The sequence below is a fragment of the Pseudomonas helleri genome, assembly GCF_045830615.1.
Taxonomy (GTDB): Bacteria; Pseudomonadota; Gammaproteobacteria; order Pseudomonadales; family Pseudomonadaceae; genus Aquipseudomonas; species Aquipseudomonas helleri.
This window is the reverse complement of sequence record NZ_CP174501.1, coordinates 483,763-497,383: the sequence shown is the minus strand read 5'-3', so window position 1 is coordinate 497,383 and position 13,621 is coordinate 483,763. Positions and strand designations below refer to the sequence as shown.

27 protein-coding genes are annotated in these 13,621 nt (G+C 53.8%); all 27 read right to left on the bottom strand.

The annotated features are described in order from the left end of the window. Positions 1–13: 13 nt before the first annotated feature. Positions 14–634: a 30S ribosomal protein S4 gene (gene rpsD, locus ACJJU9_RS02375; RefSeq protein ID WP_003444359.1), complete on the bottom strand. Its 621-nt coding sequence runs from the start codon at positions 632–634 to the stop codon at positions 14–16. A gap of 18 nt (positions 635–652) precedes the next feature. Next, entirely contained in the window at positions 653–1,042 is a 390-nt protein-coding gene (gene rpsK, locus ACJJU9_RS02370; RefSeq protein ID WP_002555466.1) for a 30S ribosomal protein S11, read from the bottom strand. 30 nt (positions 1,043–1,072) lie between these two features. Continuing rightward, positions 1,073–1,429: a 30S ribosomal protein S13 gene (gene rpsM, locus ACJJU9_RS02365; protein ID WP_048373831.1), complete on the bottom strand. Its 357-nt coding sequence runs from the start codon at positions 1,427–1,429 to the stop codon at positions 1,073–1,075. 129 nt (positions 1,430–1,558) lie between these two features. Further along, the gene (gene rpmJ / locus ACJJU9_RS02360; RefSeq protein ID WP_002555468.1) at positions 1,559–1,675 is read right to left on the bottom strand and encodes a 50S ribosomal protein L36; all 117 of its coding nucleotides are present in this window, start codon (positions 1,673–1,675) and stop codon (positions 1,559–1,561) included. Between the two features lie 28 nt (positions 1,676–1,703). Continuing rightward, positions 1,704–3,032, bottom strand: coding sequence for a preprotein translocase subunit SecY (secY, locus tag ACJJU9_RS02355; protein WP_003444361.1), 1,329 nt, complete (start codon positions 3,030–3,032; stop codon positions 1,704–1,706). After that, complete coding sequence (gene rplO, locus ACJJU9_RS02350; protein ID WP_048373834.1) at positions 3,033–3,470, bottom strand: 50S ribosomal protein L15; 438 nt, start codon at positions 3,468–3,470, stop codon at positions 3,033–3,035. It abuts the gene before it with no gap. 3 nt (positions 3,471–3,473) lie between these two features. Continuing rightward, complete coding sequence (rpmD, locus tag ACJJU9_RS02345) at positions 3,474–3,650, bottom strand: 50S ribosomal protein L30 (protein ID WP_003176408.1); 177 nt, start codon at positions 3,648–3,650, stop codon at positions 3,474–3,476. Between the two features lie 2 nt (positions 3,651–3,652). Further along, entirely contained in the window at positions 3,653–4,153 is a 501-nt protein-coding gene (gene rpsE, locus ACJJU9_RS02340) for a 30S ribosomal protein S5 (protein WP_003186035.1), read from the bottom strand. Between the two features lie 3 nt (positions 4,154–4,156). Beyond that, positions 4,157–4,507, bottom strand: a complete 351-nt coding sequence (rplR, locus tag ACJJU9_RS02335) for a 50S ribosomal protein L18 (protein ID WP_003444364.1) — start codon at positions 4,505–4,507, stop codon at positions 4,157–4,159. A gap of 10 nt (positions 4,508–4,517) precedes the next feature. Further along, complete coding sequence (rplF, locus tag ACJJU9_RS02330) at positions 4,518–5,051, bottom strand: 50S ribosomal protein L6 (protein ID WP_003176412.1); 534 nt, start codon at positions 5,049–5,051, stop codon at positions 4,518–4,520. 12 nt (positions 5,052–5,063) lie between these two features. Then, positions 5,064–5,456, bottom strand: a complete 393-nt coding sequence (gene rpsH / locus ACJJU9_RS02325; protein ID WP_048373837.1) for a 30S ribosomal protein S8 — start codon at positions 5,454–5,456, stop codon at positions 5,064–5,066. Between the two features lie 212 nt (positions 5,457–5,668). Further along, positions 5,669–5,974, bottom strand: coding sequence for a 30S ribosomal protein S14 (gene rpsN / locus ACJJU9_RS02320; protein ID WP_048373839.1), 306 nt, complete (start codon positions 5,972–5,974; stop codon positions 5,669–5,671). 13 nt (positions 5,975–5,987) lie between these two features. Beyond that, complete coding sequence (gene rplE, locus ACJJU9_RS02315) at positions 5,988–6,527, bottom strand: 50S ribosomal protein L5 (RefSeq protein WP_003186044.1); 540 nt, start codon at positions 6,525–6,527, stop codon at positions 5,988–5,990. A 22-nt stretch (positions 6,528–6,549) separates the two neighbouring features. Next, a complete protein-coding gene (gene rplX, locus ACJJU9_RS02310) occupies positions 6,550–6,864 on the bottom strand; it encodes a 50S ribosomal protein L24 (protein ID WP_048373841.1) in 315 nt (104 codons plus the stop codon). A gap of 11 nt (positions 6,865–6,875) precedes the next feature. Continuing rightward, complete coding sequence (rplN, locus tag ACJJU9_RS02305) at positions 6,876–7,244, bottom strand: 50S ribosomal protein L14 (protein ID WP_011063774.1); 369 nt, start codon at positions 7,242–7,244, stop codon at positions 6,876–6,878. A 23-nt stretch (positions 7,245–7,267) separates the two neighbouring features. Beyond that, positions 7,268–7,534, bottom strand: a complete 267-nt coding sequence (gene rpsQ, locus ACJJU9_RS02300; RefSeq protein ID WP_003176419.1) for a 30S ribosomal protein S17 — start codon at positions 7,532–7,534, stop codon at positions 7,268–7,270. A gap of 2 nt (positions 7,535–7,536) precedes the next feature. Then, positions 7,537–7,728: a 50S ribosomal protein L29 gene (gene rpmC, locus ACJJU9_RS02295; protein WP_003444371.1), complete on the bottom strand. Its 192-nt coding sequence runs from the start codon at positions 7,726–7,728 to the stop codon at positions 7,537–7,539. Further along, entirely contained in the window at positions 7,728–8,141 is a 414-nt protein-coding gene (gene rplP, locus ACJJU9_RS02290) for a 50S ribosomal protein L16 (protein ID WP_019409905.1), read from the bottom strand. The genes rpmC and rplP overlap by 1 nt, the downstream gene beginning before the upstream one ends. Positions 8,142–8,153: 12 nt before the next feature. After that, positions 8,154–8,840, bottom strand: coding sequence for a 30S ribosomal protein S3 (gene rpsC, locus ACJJU9_RS02285; protein WP_003176422.1), 687 nt, complete (start codon positions 8,838–8,840; stop codon positions 8,154–8,156). A gap of 13 nt (positions 8,841–8,853) precedes the next feature. Then, positions 8,854–9,186: a 50S ribosomal protein L22 gene (gene rplV, locus ACJJU9_RS02280; RefSeq protein ID WP_003444373.1), complete on the bottom strand. Its 333-nt coding sequence runs from the start codon at positions 9,184–9,186 to the stop codon at positions 8,854–8,856. A gap of 13 nt (positions 9,187–9,199) precedes the next feature. Beyond that, on the bottom strand, positions 9,200–9,475 hold the full coding sequence (gene rpsS, locus ACJJU9_RS02275; RefSeq protein WP_003232420.1) for a 30S ribosomal protein S19: 276 nt from the start codon (positions 9,473–9,475) through the stop codon (positions 9,200–9,202). 16 nt (positions 9,476–9,491) lie between these two features. Beyond that, on the bottom strand, positions 9,492–10,316 hold the full coding sequence (rplB, locus tag ACJJU9_RS02270; RefSeq protein WP_048373844.1) for a 50S ribosomal protein L2: 825 nt from the start codon (positions 10,314–10,316) through the stop codon (positions 9,492–9,494). 14 nt (positions 10,317–10,330) lie between these two features. Beyond that, a complete protein-coding gene (gene rplW / locus ACJJU9_RS02265) occupies positions 10,331–10,630 on the bottom strand; it encodes a 50S ribosomal protein L23 (RefSeq protein ID WP_003444375.1) in 300 nt (99 codons plus the stop codon). Beyond that, positions 10,627–11,229 (bottom strand): 50S ribosomal protein L4, encoded by a 603-nt coding sequence (rplD, locus tag ACJJU9_RS02260; RefSeq protein ID WP_048373846.1) that lies wholly within the window; start codon positions 11,227–11,229, stop codon positions 10,627–10,629. The genes rplW and rplD overlap by 4 nt, the downstream gene beginning before the upstream one ends. A gap of 12 nt (positions 11,230–11,241) precedes the next feature. Continuing rightward, a complete protein-coding gene (gene rplC, locus ACJJU9_RS02255) occupies positions 11,242–11,877 on the bottom strand; it encodes a 50S ribosomal protein L3 (protein WP_019409902.1) in 636 nt (211 codons plus the stop codon). A gap of 81 nt (positions 11,878–11,958) precedes the next feature. Then, entirely contained in the window at positions 11,959–12,270 is a 312-nt protein-coding gene (gene rpsJ, locus ACJJU9_RS02250; RefSeq protein WP_003186070.1) for a 30S ribosomal protein S10, read from the bottom strand. A 143-nt stretch (positions 12,271–12,413) separates the two neighbouring features. After that, on the bottom strand, positions 12,414–13,607 hold the full coding sequence (gene tuf, locus ACJJU9_RS02245; RefSeq protein WP_048373848.1) for an elongation factor Tu: 1,194 nt from the start codon (positions 13,605–13,607) through the stop codon (positions 12,414–12,416). Between the last annotated feature and the right edge of the window lie 14 nt (positions 13,608–13,621).

Genomic DNA, 13,621 nt, shown 5'->3' with positions numbered 1-13,621 from the left:
TATTTTCTAGCCCTTACTTGGAGTAGAGCTCGACAATCAGGCTTTCGTTGATGTCGGCGGACAGATCACTGCGAGCTGGAACGTTCTTGAAAACGCCCGACTTCTTCTCAGTGTCTACTTCTACCCATTCTACGCGGCCACGTTGGGCACACAGATCGAGAGCTTGGACAATGCGAAGCTGGTTCTTTGCTTTCTCGCGGATAGCGACCACGTCACCAGCACGAACCTGGTAGGACGGAACGTTAACGGTTTGACCGTTTACGCTGATCGACTTGTGCGATACCAACTGACGGGATTCGGCACGAGTAGAACCGAAGCCCATACGGTATACGACGTTATCCAGACGGCATTCGAGCAGTTGCAACAGGTTTTCGCCAGTTGCGCCTTTCTTGCCAGCAGCTTGTTTGTAGTAGCCGCTGAATTGACGCTCGAGAACGCCGTAGATACGACGGACCTTCTGCTTTTCACGCAGTTGGGTGCCGTAGTCGGATTGGCGACCGCGGCGTTGGCCGTGGATGCCTGGAGCAGCTTCAATATTGCACTTCGATTCGATAGCGCGCACACCACTCTTCAGGAAGAGATCAGTGCCTTCACGACGTGCCAGTTTGCATTTTGGACCAATGTAACGAGCCATTCTTTACAGTCTCCTGGATTACACGCGGCGCTTCTTCGGCGGACGGCACCCGTTGTGCGGGATTGGCGTCACGTCGGTGATGCTGGCGATCTTATAGCCACAGCCGTTCAAAGCACGGACAGCGGACTCACGACCTGGACCTGGGCCCTTAACGTTAACGTCAAGGTTTTTCAGGCCATATTCCAGCGCAGCTTGACCAGCACGTTCAGCAGCTACTTGAGCAGCGAACGGGGTGGACTTGCGAGAACCGCGGAAACCCGAACCACCGGAGGTAGCCCAAGAAAGCGCGTTACCCTGACGGTCGGTGATGGTCACGATTGTGTTGTTGAAAGACGCGTGGATGTGGGCGATGCCATCAACCACTGTCTTTTTTACTTTTTTACGAGGACGAGCAGCAGGTTTTGCCATGACTAAATTCCTGTCGATTCGCTGGTGCGATTACTTGCGGATCGGCTTACGCGGACCTTTGCGAGTACGCGCGTTGGTCTTGGTACGCTGACCGCGCACTGGAAGACCACGACGATGGCGCAGACCGCGGTAGCAGCCCAAGTCCATCAAGCGTTTGATTTTCATGTTGACTTCACGACGCAGGTCACCTTCAGTGGTGAACTTTGCCACTTCGCCACGCAGCAACTCAATCTGCTCGTCGCTCAGATCCTTGATCTTAGCGGCTGGGTTTACACCAGCATCCACACAGATTTTCTGTGCAGTAGTGCGACCAACACCAAAGATGTAGGTCAGCGAGATAACAGTGTGCTTGTTATCTGGAATGTTAACGCCTGCAATACGGGCCATTCAGTGGGACTCCAATTGACAGCTACCTACGCCCCGGAAGCCAAGAAATAGGGCGCGAGATAATATCGCTGTAATAACAAATAATCAACCCAGCAGCGCACTAGCTGCTGGGCTTCAAACAGATCACACTCAGCCTTGGCGCTGTTTGTGACGTGGTTCCGCGCTGCAAATTACCCGAACAACACCTTCGCGGCGAATAATCTTGCAGTTACGGCACAGCTTTTTCACCGATGCACGAACTTTCATCACCAACTCCTCTAACCTTATGGGAACTTCAGCGCAGCATGCCGCTGCCGTAGCCCTTCAGGTTGGCTTTCTTCATCAGGGATTCGTACTGGTGCGAAACGAGGTGCGATTGTACTTGCGACATAAAGTCCATAACAACCACGACCACGATCAGCAACGAGGTCCCGCCAAGGTAGAACGGAACGTTTGCCGCAACCACCAGGAACTGGGGCAACAGACATACGGCCGTCATATAAAGAGCACCGAACAGAGTCAAACGAGTCAAAACGCCATCAATATAGCGTGCCGACTGCTCACCTGGACGGATACCCGGAATAAAGGCACCGGACTTCTTCAGGTTTTCCGCTACGTCTTTCGGATTGAACATCAACGCCGTATAGAAGAAGCAGAAGAAAATAATCCCTGCACTAAACAGCAGAATATTCAACGGCTGACCAGGAGCGATCGACTGCGAGATGTCCTGCAACCAGCCCATACCTTCAGACTGACCGAACCAGGCACCCAGCGAAGCCGGGAACAGCAAAATGCTGCTCGCAAAAATAGCCGGAATAACACCGGCCATATTCACTTTCAGCGGTAGGTGGCTAGTCTGCGCAGCAAACACCTTGCGGCCTTGCTGACGCTTGGCGTAGTGAACAGCAATACGACGCTGACCACGCTCAATGAACACCACGAAACCGATAATCGCTACTGCCAGCAAACCGATAGCAACCAAGGCGAAGATATTGATATCGCCCTGACGCGCAGACTCAAAAGACTGCCCAATTGCTCTCGGAAGACCGGCGACGATACCCGAAAAAATCAACATCGAGATACCGTTGCCAACACCACGCTCAGTAATCTGCTCACCCAGCCACATCATGAACATTGCACCTGCCACAAATGTGGTTACTGCAACGAAATGGAAGCCTAGATCACCAGTGAACGCTACGCCCTGCCCTGCCAGACCAATGGACATGCCAATGGCCTGGACGAGAGCGAGAGCGACAGTGAGGTAGCGGGTGTACTGGCTTATCTTGCGACGACCAGCTTCACCTTCCTTCTTCAACTGCTCCAGCTGTGGGCTGACAGCGGACATAAGCTGCATGATGATCGATGCCGAAATGTACGGCATGATCCCCAGCGCAAAAATACTCATCCGCTCCAGCGCACCGCCGGAAAACATGTTGAACAAGCTAAGTATGGTCCCCTCATTCTGTCGAAACAGGTCCGCCAGCCGGTCGGGGTTAATGCCTGGAACTGGAATGTGTGCGCCTATCCGGTAGACGATAATCGCCAGGAATAGAAAACGCAGACGAGCCCAGAGCTCGGATAACCCGCCTTTGCTGAGCGCTGAGAGAGCACCTTGCTTAGCCATTTATTCCTCGAACTTGCCGCCAGCTGCTTCGATAGCCGAACGCGCACCTTTGGTGGCGCCGATTCCCTTGCCGATTGTGACAGCGCGAGTAACTTCACCGGACAGCATGATTTTCACACGCAGTACGTTGACGTTGATCACGTTGGCATCTTTCAGGGTCTGCAGAGTTACGATGTCGCCTTCCACTTTAGCCAGCTCGGACAGACGCACTTCTGCGCGATCCATAGCTTTCAGGGAAACGAAACCGAACTTAGGCAGACGACGATGCAGCGGCTGTTGACCGCCTTCAAAGCCTGGAGCAATAGTGCCACCGGAGCGGGAAGTTTGACCTTTGTGACCACGGCCACCAGTCTTACCCAAACCACTACCGATACCACGGCCCGGACGATGCTTTTCGCGACGGGAACCCGGCGCTGGACTCAGATCATTGAGTTTCATCGATTAACCCTCGACACGCAGCATGTAGTAAGCCTTGTTGATCATCCCGCGATTCTCGGGAGTATCCTGGACTTCTACAGTGTGACCGATGCGACGCAGACCCAGACCCTTAACGCACAGTTTGTGGTTAGGGATGCGGCCGGTCATGCTTTTGATCAGCGTTACTTTTACGGTAGCCATGATCAGAAGATCTCCTTGACGCTTTTGCCACGCTTAGCAGCGATGGACTCAGGAGATTGCATAGCTTTCAAACCTTTGAAAGTGGCGTGAACCACGTTTACCGGGTTAGTCGAGCCGTAGCACTTAGCCAGAACGTTCTGAACGCCAGCAACTTCGAGGACAGCACGCATAGCGCCGCCAGCGATGATACCGGTACCTTCAGAAGCAGGCTGCATGTACACCTTCGAAGCGCCGTGAGCGGACTTCATTGCGTACTGCAGAGTTGTGCCGTTCAGGTCAACTTGAATCATGTTGCGGCGAGCAGCTTCCATTGCCTTCTGGATCGCAGCAGGCACTTCACGTGACTTGCCACGGCCGAAGCCAACGCGCCCTTTACCATCACCAACCACGGTCAACGCGGTGAAAGTGAAGATACGGCCGCCTTTAACGGTTTTGGCTACGCGGTTAACTTGAACCAGCTTCTCAATGTAGCCTTCGTCGCGCTTTTGGTCGTTATTTGACATAACTTAGAACTCCAGCCCAGCTTCACGAGCAGCCTCAGCCAGCGCTTTCACGCGGCCGTGGTACTTGAAGCCAGAGCGGTCGAAAGCCACCTGCGAGACGCCAGCGGCTTTTGCACGCGTAGCGACCAGCTGGCCAACCTTTGTGGCCGCGTCGATGTTGCCAGTGGCAGCATCACGCAGTTCTTTGTCCAAAGTCGAGGCGCTTGCCAGGACTTTGCTGCCGTCGGCCGAGATGACCTGGGCATAGATGTGCTGCGAAGAGCGGAACACGCAGAGACGCACGACTTCTAGTTCGTGCATTTTCAGACGTGCTTTGCGAGCGCGACGCAGTCGAGTAACTTTTTTGTCGGTCATTTGCTAGGCCCTACTTCTTCTTGGCTTCTTTACGGCGGACGACTTCGTCCGCGTAACGCACACCTTTACCTTTGTAAGGCTCTGGTGGACGGAAGTCGCGGATCTCAGCGGCCACTTGACCTACCAGCTGCTTGTCGATGCCCTTGATCAGGATATCGGTCTGGCTAGGAGTCTCAGCGGTGATGCCTTCCGGCAGTTCGTAATCCACTGGGTGCGAGAAGCCAAGAGCCAGGTTCAGCACTGTGCCTTTTGCTTGCGCTTTGTAACCAACACCTACCAGCTGGAGCTTGCGCTCGAAGCCTTGGCTTACGCCTTGGACCATGTTGTTTACCAACGCACGAGTGGTACCAGCCATTGCGCGAGTTTGTTGATCGCCATTGCGAGCAGCGAAACGCAGCTCACCAGCTTCTTCAACGATTTCAACCGACGAATGGATGTTCAGTTCTAGAGTGCCTTTAGCACCCTTCACCGAAAGCTGTTGGCCGGCGAATTTAACTTCGACACCAGCTGGCAGCTTAACGGGGTTCTTAGCGACGCGTGACATGCTTATCCCCCCTTAGAACACTGTGCAAAGAACTTCGCCGCCGACACCGGCAGCGCGCGCAGCACGATCCGTCATCACACCTTTGTTGGTGGAGACGATGGACACACCGAGGCCGCCACGAACTTTTGGCAGATCATCGGAGGACTTGTACTGACGCAGACCTGGACGGCTAACGCGCTTAACTTCTTCGATAACCGGACGGCCTTCGAAGTACTTCAGCTCGATAGACAGCAGTGGTTTGATTTCGCTGCTGATCTGAAAATCCGCGATGTAACCTTCGTCCTTCAGAACTTTGGCTACAGCTACCTTCAACGTGGAAGACGGCATGCTTACGACAGACTTTTCAGCCATCTGGGCATTACGGATTCGAGTTAGCATGTCCGCTAACGGGTCCTGCATACTCATGGGCTAGACGCTCCTGATACAAAAAGAATTAGCCTTGCGGCTACAACTGTCACCGAGTGACTCTGTGCTCAAAAAGCACAGGCTCTGGCGAGCCGGTCATTCTAGACACACGCCAGAAATGAATCAAGCCCCAATAGGGGCTTGATTCAAGTACAAGGTCACCGGCTGTCAGGATCTTGCGACCCCGACAGCGATAACTTTGTCGGTACGCCTTACCAGCTAGCTTTAACCAGACCTGGTACGTCACCGCGCATTGCTGCTTCACGCAATTTGTTACGGCCCAGGCCGAACTTGCGGTAAACACCGTGCGGACGACCAGTCAGGCGGCAGCGGTTACGCATGCGCGAAGCGCTTGCGTCACGTGGCTGCTTCTGCAGAGCGATTTGAGCTTCCCAACGTGCTTCTGGACTTGCGTTCAGATCAACGATGATAGCTTTCAGCTCAGCACGCTTCTTGGCGAACTTGGCAACCGTGAGCTGACGCTTCAGCTCGCGGTTTTTCATGCTCATCTTGGCCATGGTCCTACTCCAATCAGTTGCGGAACGGGAATTTGAAAGCACGCAGCAATGCGCGACCTTCGTCATCCGTCCGAGCAGTGGTGGTCAGGGTGATGTCCAGACCGCGAAGAGCATCGATTTTGTCGTAGTCAATTTCCGGGAAAATGATCTGCTCTTTAACGCCCATGCTGTAGTTGCCACGACCATCGAAGGACTTGGCATTCAGGCCGCGGAAGTCGCGAACCCGAGGCAGGGAGATCGACAGCAGACGATCCAGGAATTCGTACATACGCTCACGGCGCAGAGTTACTTTGACGCCGATCGGCCAACCTTCACGGACTTTAAAGCCAGCGATGGATTTGCGAGCGTAGGTCACAACAACTTTTTGACCGGTGATTTTTTCCAAATCAGCTACTGCGTGCTCGATGACTTTTTTGTCGCCGATCGCTTCGCCCAAGCCCATGTTCAGGGTGATTTTGGTAACGCGCGGAACTTCCATCACGTTCGAAAGCTTAAGTTCTTCCTTAAGTTTCGGAGCGATTTCCTTCCGGTAAATCTCTTTTAGTCGTGCCATGGTCTCATCTACCTAGCAGTGTTCAAGCATCAACCGCTTTTTGGGTCGACTTGAAGACACGAATTTTTTTGCCTTCTTCTACTTTGAAACCAACGCGGTCAGCCTTGTTGGTTTCGCCGTTGAAAATGGCCACGTTAGAAGCGTCCAGTGGAGCTTCTTTCTCGACGATACCGCCTTGCACGCCCGACATCGGGTTAGGCTTGGTATGACGCTTAACCAGGTTCAGACCACCAACAACCAGACGGTTGTTAGCGAGAACCTTAAGCACCTTACCGCGCTTACCTTTGTCTTTGCCGGCGATCACGATGATCTCGTCGTCACGACGAATCTTTTGCATGTCGGATCTCCTTACAGCACTTCTGGGGCGAGCGAGACGATCTTCATGAACTTCTCGTTGCGAAGTTCACGGGTCACTGGCCCAAAGATACGGGTGCCGATCGGCTCTTGCTTGTTGTTCAGAAGAACAGCAGCGTTGCCATCAAAGCGGATAATGGAGCCATCAGCACGACGTACGCCGTGACGAGTGCGGACTACTACAGCAGTCATCACTTGGCCTTTTTTCACTTTACCGCGAGGAATTGCTTCCTTGACGGTAACTTTGATGATGTCACCGATACCAGCGTAACGACGATGGGAGCCACCCAGCACCTTGATGCACATAACACGGCGTGCGCCGCTGTTATCGGCCACATCGAGCATGGATTGAGTCTGAATCATATAATTTCTCCGACCCCTAGTCCTTAGACTTCCACAGCGCGTTCGAGAACATCAACCAGAGCCCAAGACTTAGTCTTGGCCAGCGGACGAGTTTCACGAATAGTGACTTTGTCGCCGATGTGGCACTGATTGGTTTCGTCGTGCGCGTGCAGCTTAGTCGAACGCTTAACGTATTTACCGTAGATCGGGTGCTTAACGCGACGTTCGATCAGAACGGTGATGGTCTTGTCCATCTTGTCGCTGACAACACGGCCAGTCAGCGTACGGACAGTTTTTTCGGCTTCAGCCATGATTACTTACCTGCCTGCTGTTTGAGCACAGTCTTCACGCGAGCGATGTCACGCTTAACTTGCGAGAGCAGATGCGACTGCCCCAACTGGCCAGTTGCTTTCTGCATGCGCAGATTGAACTGGTCGCGCAGCAAGCCGAGCAGTTGCTCGTTCAGCTGCTGTGCGGATTTTTCACGAAGTTCATTCGCTTTCATCACATCACCGTCCGCTTAACAAAGGAGGTGGCGAGCGGCAGCTTTGCAGCAGCCAGGGCGAAAGCCTCACGCGCCAGCTCTTCAGAAACACCCTCGATTTCATACAGGACTTTGCCTGGCTGAATCTGGGCAACCCAGTACTCCACGTTACCCTTACCTTTACCCATCCGAACTTCGAGAGGCTTTTTGGAAATAGGCTTGTCCGGGAATACACGGATCCAGATCTTGCCGCCACGCTTAACGTGACGGGTCAGTGCACGACGCGCTGATTCGATCTGACGAGCGGTGAGACGACCACGAGCAACAGACTTCAGCGCATACTCGCCGAAGCTGACTTTGCTACCGCGCAGTGCCAAGCCACGGTTGTGGCCAGTCATTTGCTTGCGGAACTTCGTACGCTTAGGTTGTAACATTTTGCGTACCCCTTACTTAGCAGCTTTTTTACGAGGCGCTGGTGCTTGTGGCTTCAGCTCTTCTTGGCGACCACCGATTACTTCGCCTTTGAAGATCCAAACCTTTACACCGATCACACCGTAAGTGGTGTGAGCTTCGTAGTTGGCATAGTCGATGTCGGCACGCAGGGTGTGCAATGGCACACGACCTTCGCGATACCATTCAGTACGTGCGATTTCAGCACCGCCGAGACGACCGCTCACTTGGATTTTGATGCCTTTGGCACCAATGCGCATAGCGTTCTGTACAGCGCGTTTCATCGCGCGACGGAACATTACACGACGCTCCAGCTGCTGAGCTACGCTCTGCGCAACCAGCATACCGTCGAGTTCCGGCTTGCGGATCTCTTCGATATTGATGTGCACAGGCACACCCATTTGCTTGGTCAGGTCCTGACGCAGCTTCTCAACATCTTCACCTTTCTTCCCGATAACGATACCTGGACGAGCGGTGTGGATGGTGATGCGTGCAGTTTGGGCCGGACGATGGATATCGATACGGCTTACGGACGCGCTTTTTAGTTTGTCTTGGAGGTATTCACGCACCTTCAGATCAGCGAACAAGTAGTCCGCATAAGTCCGGCCGTCTGCGTACCAGACGGAGGTGTGCTCCTTGACGATTCCCAGGCGAATGCCAATGGGATGTACTTTCTGACCCATCTCTTCGACTCCGTTACTTGTCAGCAACCTTGACAGTGATATGGCAAGACCGCTTGACGATGCGATCAGCGCGGCCTTTGGCACGCGGCATGATGCGCTTCAGCGAACGCCCTTCGTTGACGAAAACGGTGGCGACTTTCAGGTCGTCAACGTCAGCGCCTTCGTTATGCTCGGCGTTGGCTACGGCCGACTCCAGCACTTTTTTGATGATCTCGGCGGCTTTCTTGTTGCTGAAAGCCAACAGGTTGAGCGCTTCGCCCACCTTCTTCCCGCGGATCTGGTCGGCGACCAAGCGGGCTTTCTGGGCGGAGATTCGAGCGCCCGACAACTTAGCGGCTACTTCCATCGTTCCTTACCCCTTAACGCTTGGCTTTCTTGTCAGCCACGTGCCCACGATAAGTGCGGGTACCGGCAAACTCGCCTAGTTTATGGCCAACCATGTCTTCGTTCACGAGAACTGGAACATGCAGACGACCGTTATGCACAGCGATGGTCAGACCGACCATTTGTGGCAGGATCATCGAACGACGCGACCAGGTTTTCACCGGTTTGCGATCGTTCTTTTCCGCCGCCACTTCGATCTTCTTCAGTAGGTGAAGATCAATAAAAGGACCTTTTTTCAGAGAACGTGGCACTGTCGTATCCCTCTATTTACTTGCGACGACGGACGATCATTTTGTCGGTACGCTTATTACCACGAGTCTTCGCGCCCTTAGTCGGGAAGCCCCATGGCGATACCGGATGACGACCACCAGAGGTACGACCTTCACCACCACCATGTGGGTGGTCAACCGGGTTCATGGCAACACCACGAACGGTTGGGCGAACGCCACGCCAGCGTTTGGCACCAGCTTTACCCAGCGAACGCAGGCTGTGCTCGGAGTTCGAGACTTCGCCCAGCGTTGCACGGCATTCAGCCAATACTTTACGCATTTCACCAGAACGCAGACGCAGGGTCACGTAGACACCTTCGCGAGCTACCAGCTGAGCCGAAGCACCAGCGGAACGAGCGATTTGCGCGCCTTTACCTGGCTTCAATTCGATGCCGTGTACGGTGCTACCTACTGGAATGCTGCGCAGTTGCAGCGAGTTACCTGGCTTGATCGGGGCCAAAGCACCCGAGATCAGCTGGTCACCAGCGCTCACGCCTTTAGGGGCGATGATGTAACGGCGTTCGCCGTCTGCGTACAGCATAAGAGCAATGTGAGCAGTACGGTTTGGATCGTATTCGATACGCTCAACAGTGGCTGGAATGCCATCTTTGTCGTTGCGACGGAAGTCGACCATACGGTAATGCTGCTTATGACCACCACCAATGTGACGCGTGGTAATGCGGCCATTGTTGTTACGACCACCAGACTTCGATTTTTTCTCGAGCAGCGGTGCGTGAGGAGCGCCTTTGTGCAGCTCCTTGTTGACCACCTTGACCACATGACGGCGGCCAGGGGAAGTCGGTTTGCATTTAACGATTGCCATGATGCACCCCTTCCTTACTCAGCACTGCTGCTGAAATCGAGATCTTGGCCTGGCTGAAGGGAGATTACTGCCTTCTTCCAGTCATTACGCTTGCCCACGCCGCGAGCGGTGCGCTTGCTCTTACCCAGAACGTTCAGGGTAGTAACACGCTCAACTTTCACGCTGAACAGGCTTTCGACGGCCTTCTTGATTTCCAGCTTGGTTGCGTCTGTAGCAACCTTGAAAACGAACTGGCCTTTCTTGTCTGCCAGAACCGTAGCCTTCTCGGAAACGTGCGGGCCAAGCAGAACTTTAAATACGCGTTCCTGGTTCATCCCAGCAGCTCCTCGAATTTCTTCACGGCCGACACGGTGATCAACACCTTGTCGTATGCGATCAGACTAACTGGATCGGAACCTTGCACGTCACGTACATCAACGTGTGGCAGGTTGCGAGCAGCCAGGTACAGGTTCTGATCAACAACTTCGGACACGATCAGGACGTCAGTCAGACCCATGCCATTCAGTTTGTTCAGCAGATCTTTGGTTTTTGGCGCTTCAACAGCGAAGTCCTGAACCACGACCAGACGATCAGTACGCACGAGTTCAGCAAGGATGGAGCGCAGTGCTGCGCGGTACATCTTCTTGTTGAGCTTCTGAGAGTGATCCTGTGGACGAGCTGCGAAAGTGGTACCGCCGCCACGCCAGATTGGGCTACGGATAGTACCAGCACGAGCACGGCCAGTACCTTTCTGACGCCAAGGGCGCTTACCGCCACCACGAACATCAGAACGGGTCTTTTGCTGCTTGCTACCTTGACGGCCGCCGGCCATGTAGGCCACGACTGCTTGGTGAACCAGCGTCTCGTTGAATTCGCCGCCGAAAGTCAGTTCGGAAACTTCGATCGCCTGAGCGTCATTTACGTTTAATTGCATGTCAGCTTCCCCTTAACCGCGAGCCTTGGCCGCTGGACGTACAACCAGGTTGCCGCCAGTAGCGCCAGGAACAGCACCCTTGACCAACAACAGATTGCGTTCAGCGTCGACGCGCACTACTTCGAGGGACTGCACGGTCACGCGCTCAGCGCCCATATGACCGGACATTTTTTTGCCCTTGAATACACGACCAGGAGTCTGGCACTGGCCAATAGAGCCCGGGACGCGGTGGGAAACGGAGTTACCGTGAGTGTTATCTTGGCCACGGAAATTCCAACGCTTGATCGTACCCTGGAAGCCTTTACCTTTGGACTGACCGGTTACATCAACCAGTTGACCAGCAGCGAAGATTTCAGCGTTGATCAGATCGCCAGCTTGGTACTCGCCTTCTTCAAGACGGAATTCCAGCACGGTACGACCAGCAGCAACGTTTGCCTTGGCGAAGTGACCCGCCTGAGCAGCGGTTACACGCGAAGCGCGACGCTCGCCGACAGTGACTTGCACTGCACGATAGCCATCGGTTTCTTCAGTTTTGAACTGGGTGACGCGATTCGGCTCGATCTCAATGACCGTGACCGGAATGGAGACACCTTCTTCGGTGAAAATACGGGTCATACCGCATTTACGACCGACTACACCAATAGTCATGTTGTAAACCTCATGAGTGTACGGGGCTTTCACCCGCTATGGCCGCCCATTTCAGAGCGTTACACGACTAAGACCCAAGTCTTAGCCGAGGCTGATCTGCACTTCCACACCGGCCGCAAGATCAAGCTTCATAAGTGCATCAACGGTTTTATCCGTTGGCTGAACGATGTCCAGAACGCGCTTATGAGTACGGATCTCGTACTGGTCACGCGCGTCTTTGTTGACGTGCGGGGAGACCAGAACGGTGAACCGCTCTTTACGGGTAGGCAGTGGAATTGGACCACGCACTTGAGCACCAGTACGTTTCGCGGTTTCCACGATTTCCTGGGTTGATTGGTCGATCAGGCGATGGTCAAAAGCCTTCAACCTGATACGGATTTGCTGATTTTGCATTGGATTTCAGACTCCAGATTGCTGTTCCCACCGAGCGCAATACGCCCGTTTAAAGGAGGCGCAATTCTATAGACGACCCCACTAGGTGTCAACTCAATAAAAAAAGCCCCCGCTGAGCGGGGGCTTTTTCATGCAATCATCGATTACTCGATGATTTTGGCTACGACGCCAGCGCCGACGGTACGACCGCCTTCACGGATAGCGAAACGCAGACCATCTTCCATTGCGATGGTTTTGATCAGGGTAACAGTCATTTGAATGTTATCACCTGGCATTACCATTTCAACGCCTTCTGGCAGCTCGCAGTTACCAGTCACGTCAGTAGTACGGAAGTAGAACTGTGGACGGTAGCCTTTGAAGAACGGAGTATGACGGCCGCCTTCTTCTTTGCTCAGAACGTATACTTCTGCGGTGAACTTGGTGTGAGGCTTAACAGTGCCTGGCTTAACCAGAACCTGACCACGCTCAACGTCGTCACGCTTGGTACCACGCAGCAGAACGCCGCAGTTCTCGCCAGCACGACCTTCGTCGAGCAGTTTGCGGAACATTTCAACGCCGGTGCAAGTGGTAACAGTTGTGTCACGCAGACCAACGATTTCCAGTGGATCTTGAACGCGAACGATACCGCGCTCGATACGACCAGTCACAACAGTACCGCGACCAGAGATCGAGAATACGTCTTCGATTGGCATCAGGAACGGCTTGTCGGTCAGACGAACTGGTTCTGGGATGTAGGTATCCAGAGTTTCAACCAGTTTACGAACGGCAGTGGTGCCCATTTCGTTTTCGTCGTTACCTTCCAGAGCCATACGAGCAGAACCGATGATGATCGGAGTGTCGTCGCCTGGGAAGTCGTAAGTGCTCAGCAGATCGCGCACTTCCATCTCAACCAGTTCCAGCAGCTCAGCGTCGTCTACCAGGTCAGCCTTGTTCAGGAAAACCACGATATACGGAACGCCTACCTGACGGGACAGCAGGATGTGCTCACGAGTTTGTGGCATCGGACCATCAGCGGCCGAACAAACCAGGATCGCGCCGTCCATTTGGGCAGCACCAGTGATCATGTTCTTCACGTAGTCAGCGTGACCTGGGCAGTCAACGTGAGCGTAGTGACGAATAGTCGAGTTGTACTCAACGTGAGCAGTGTTGATGGTGATACCACGAGCTTTTTCTTCTGGCGCGCTGTCGATCTTGTCGAAGTCAACACGAGCAGAACCGAAAACTTCGGAGCAAACACGAGTCAGAGCTGCGGTCAGCGTGGTTTTACCATGGTCAACGTGACCGATAGTGCCAACGTTGACGTGCGGTAGGGAACGATCAAATTTTTCTTTAGCCACGACAATTAACTCCT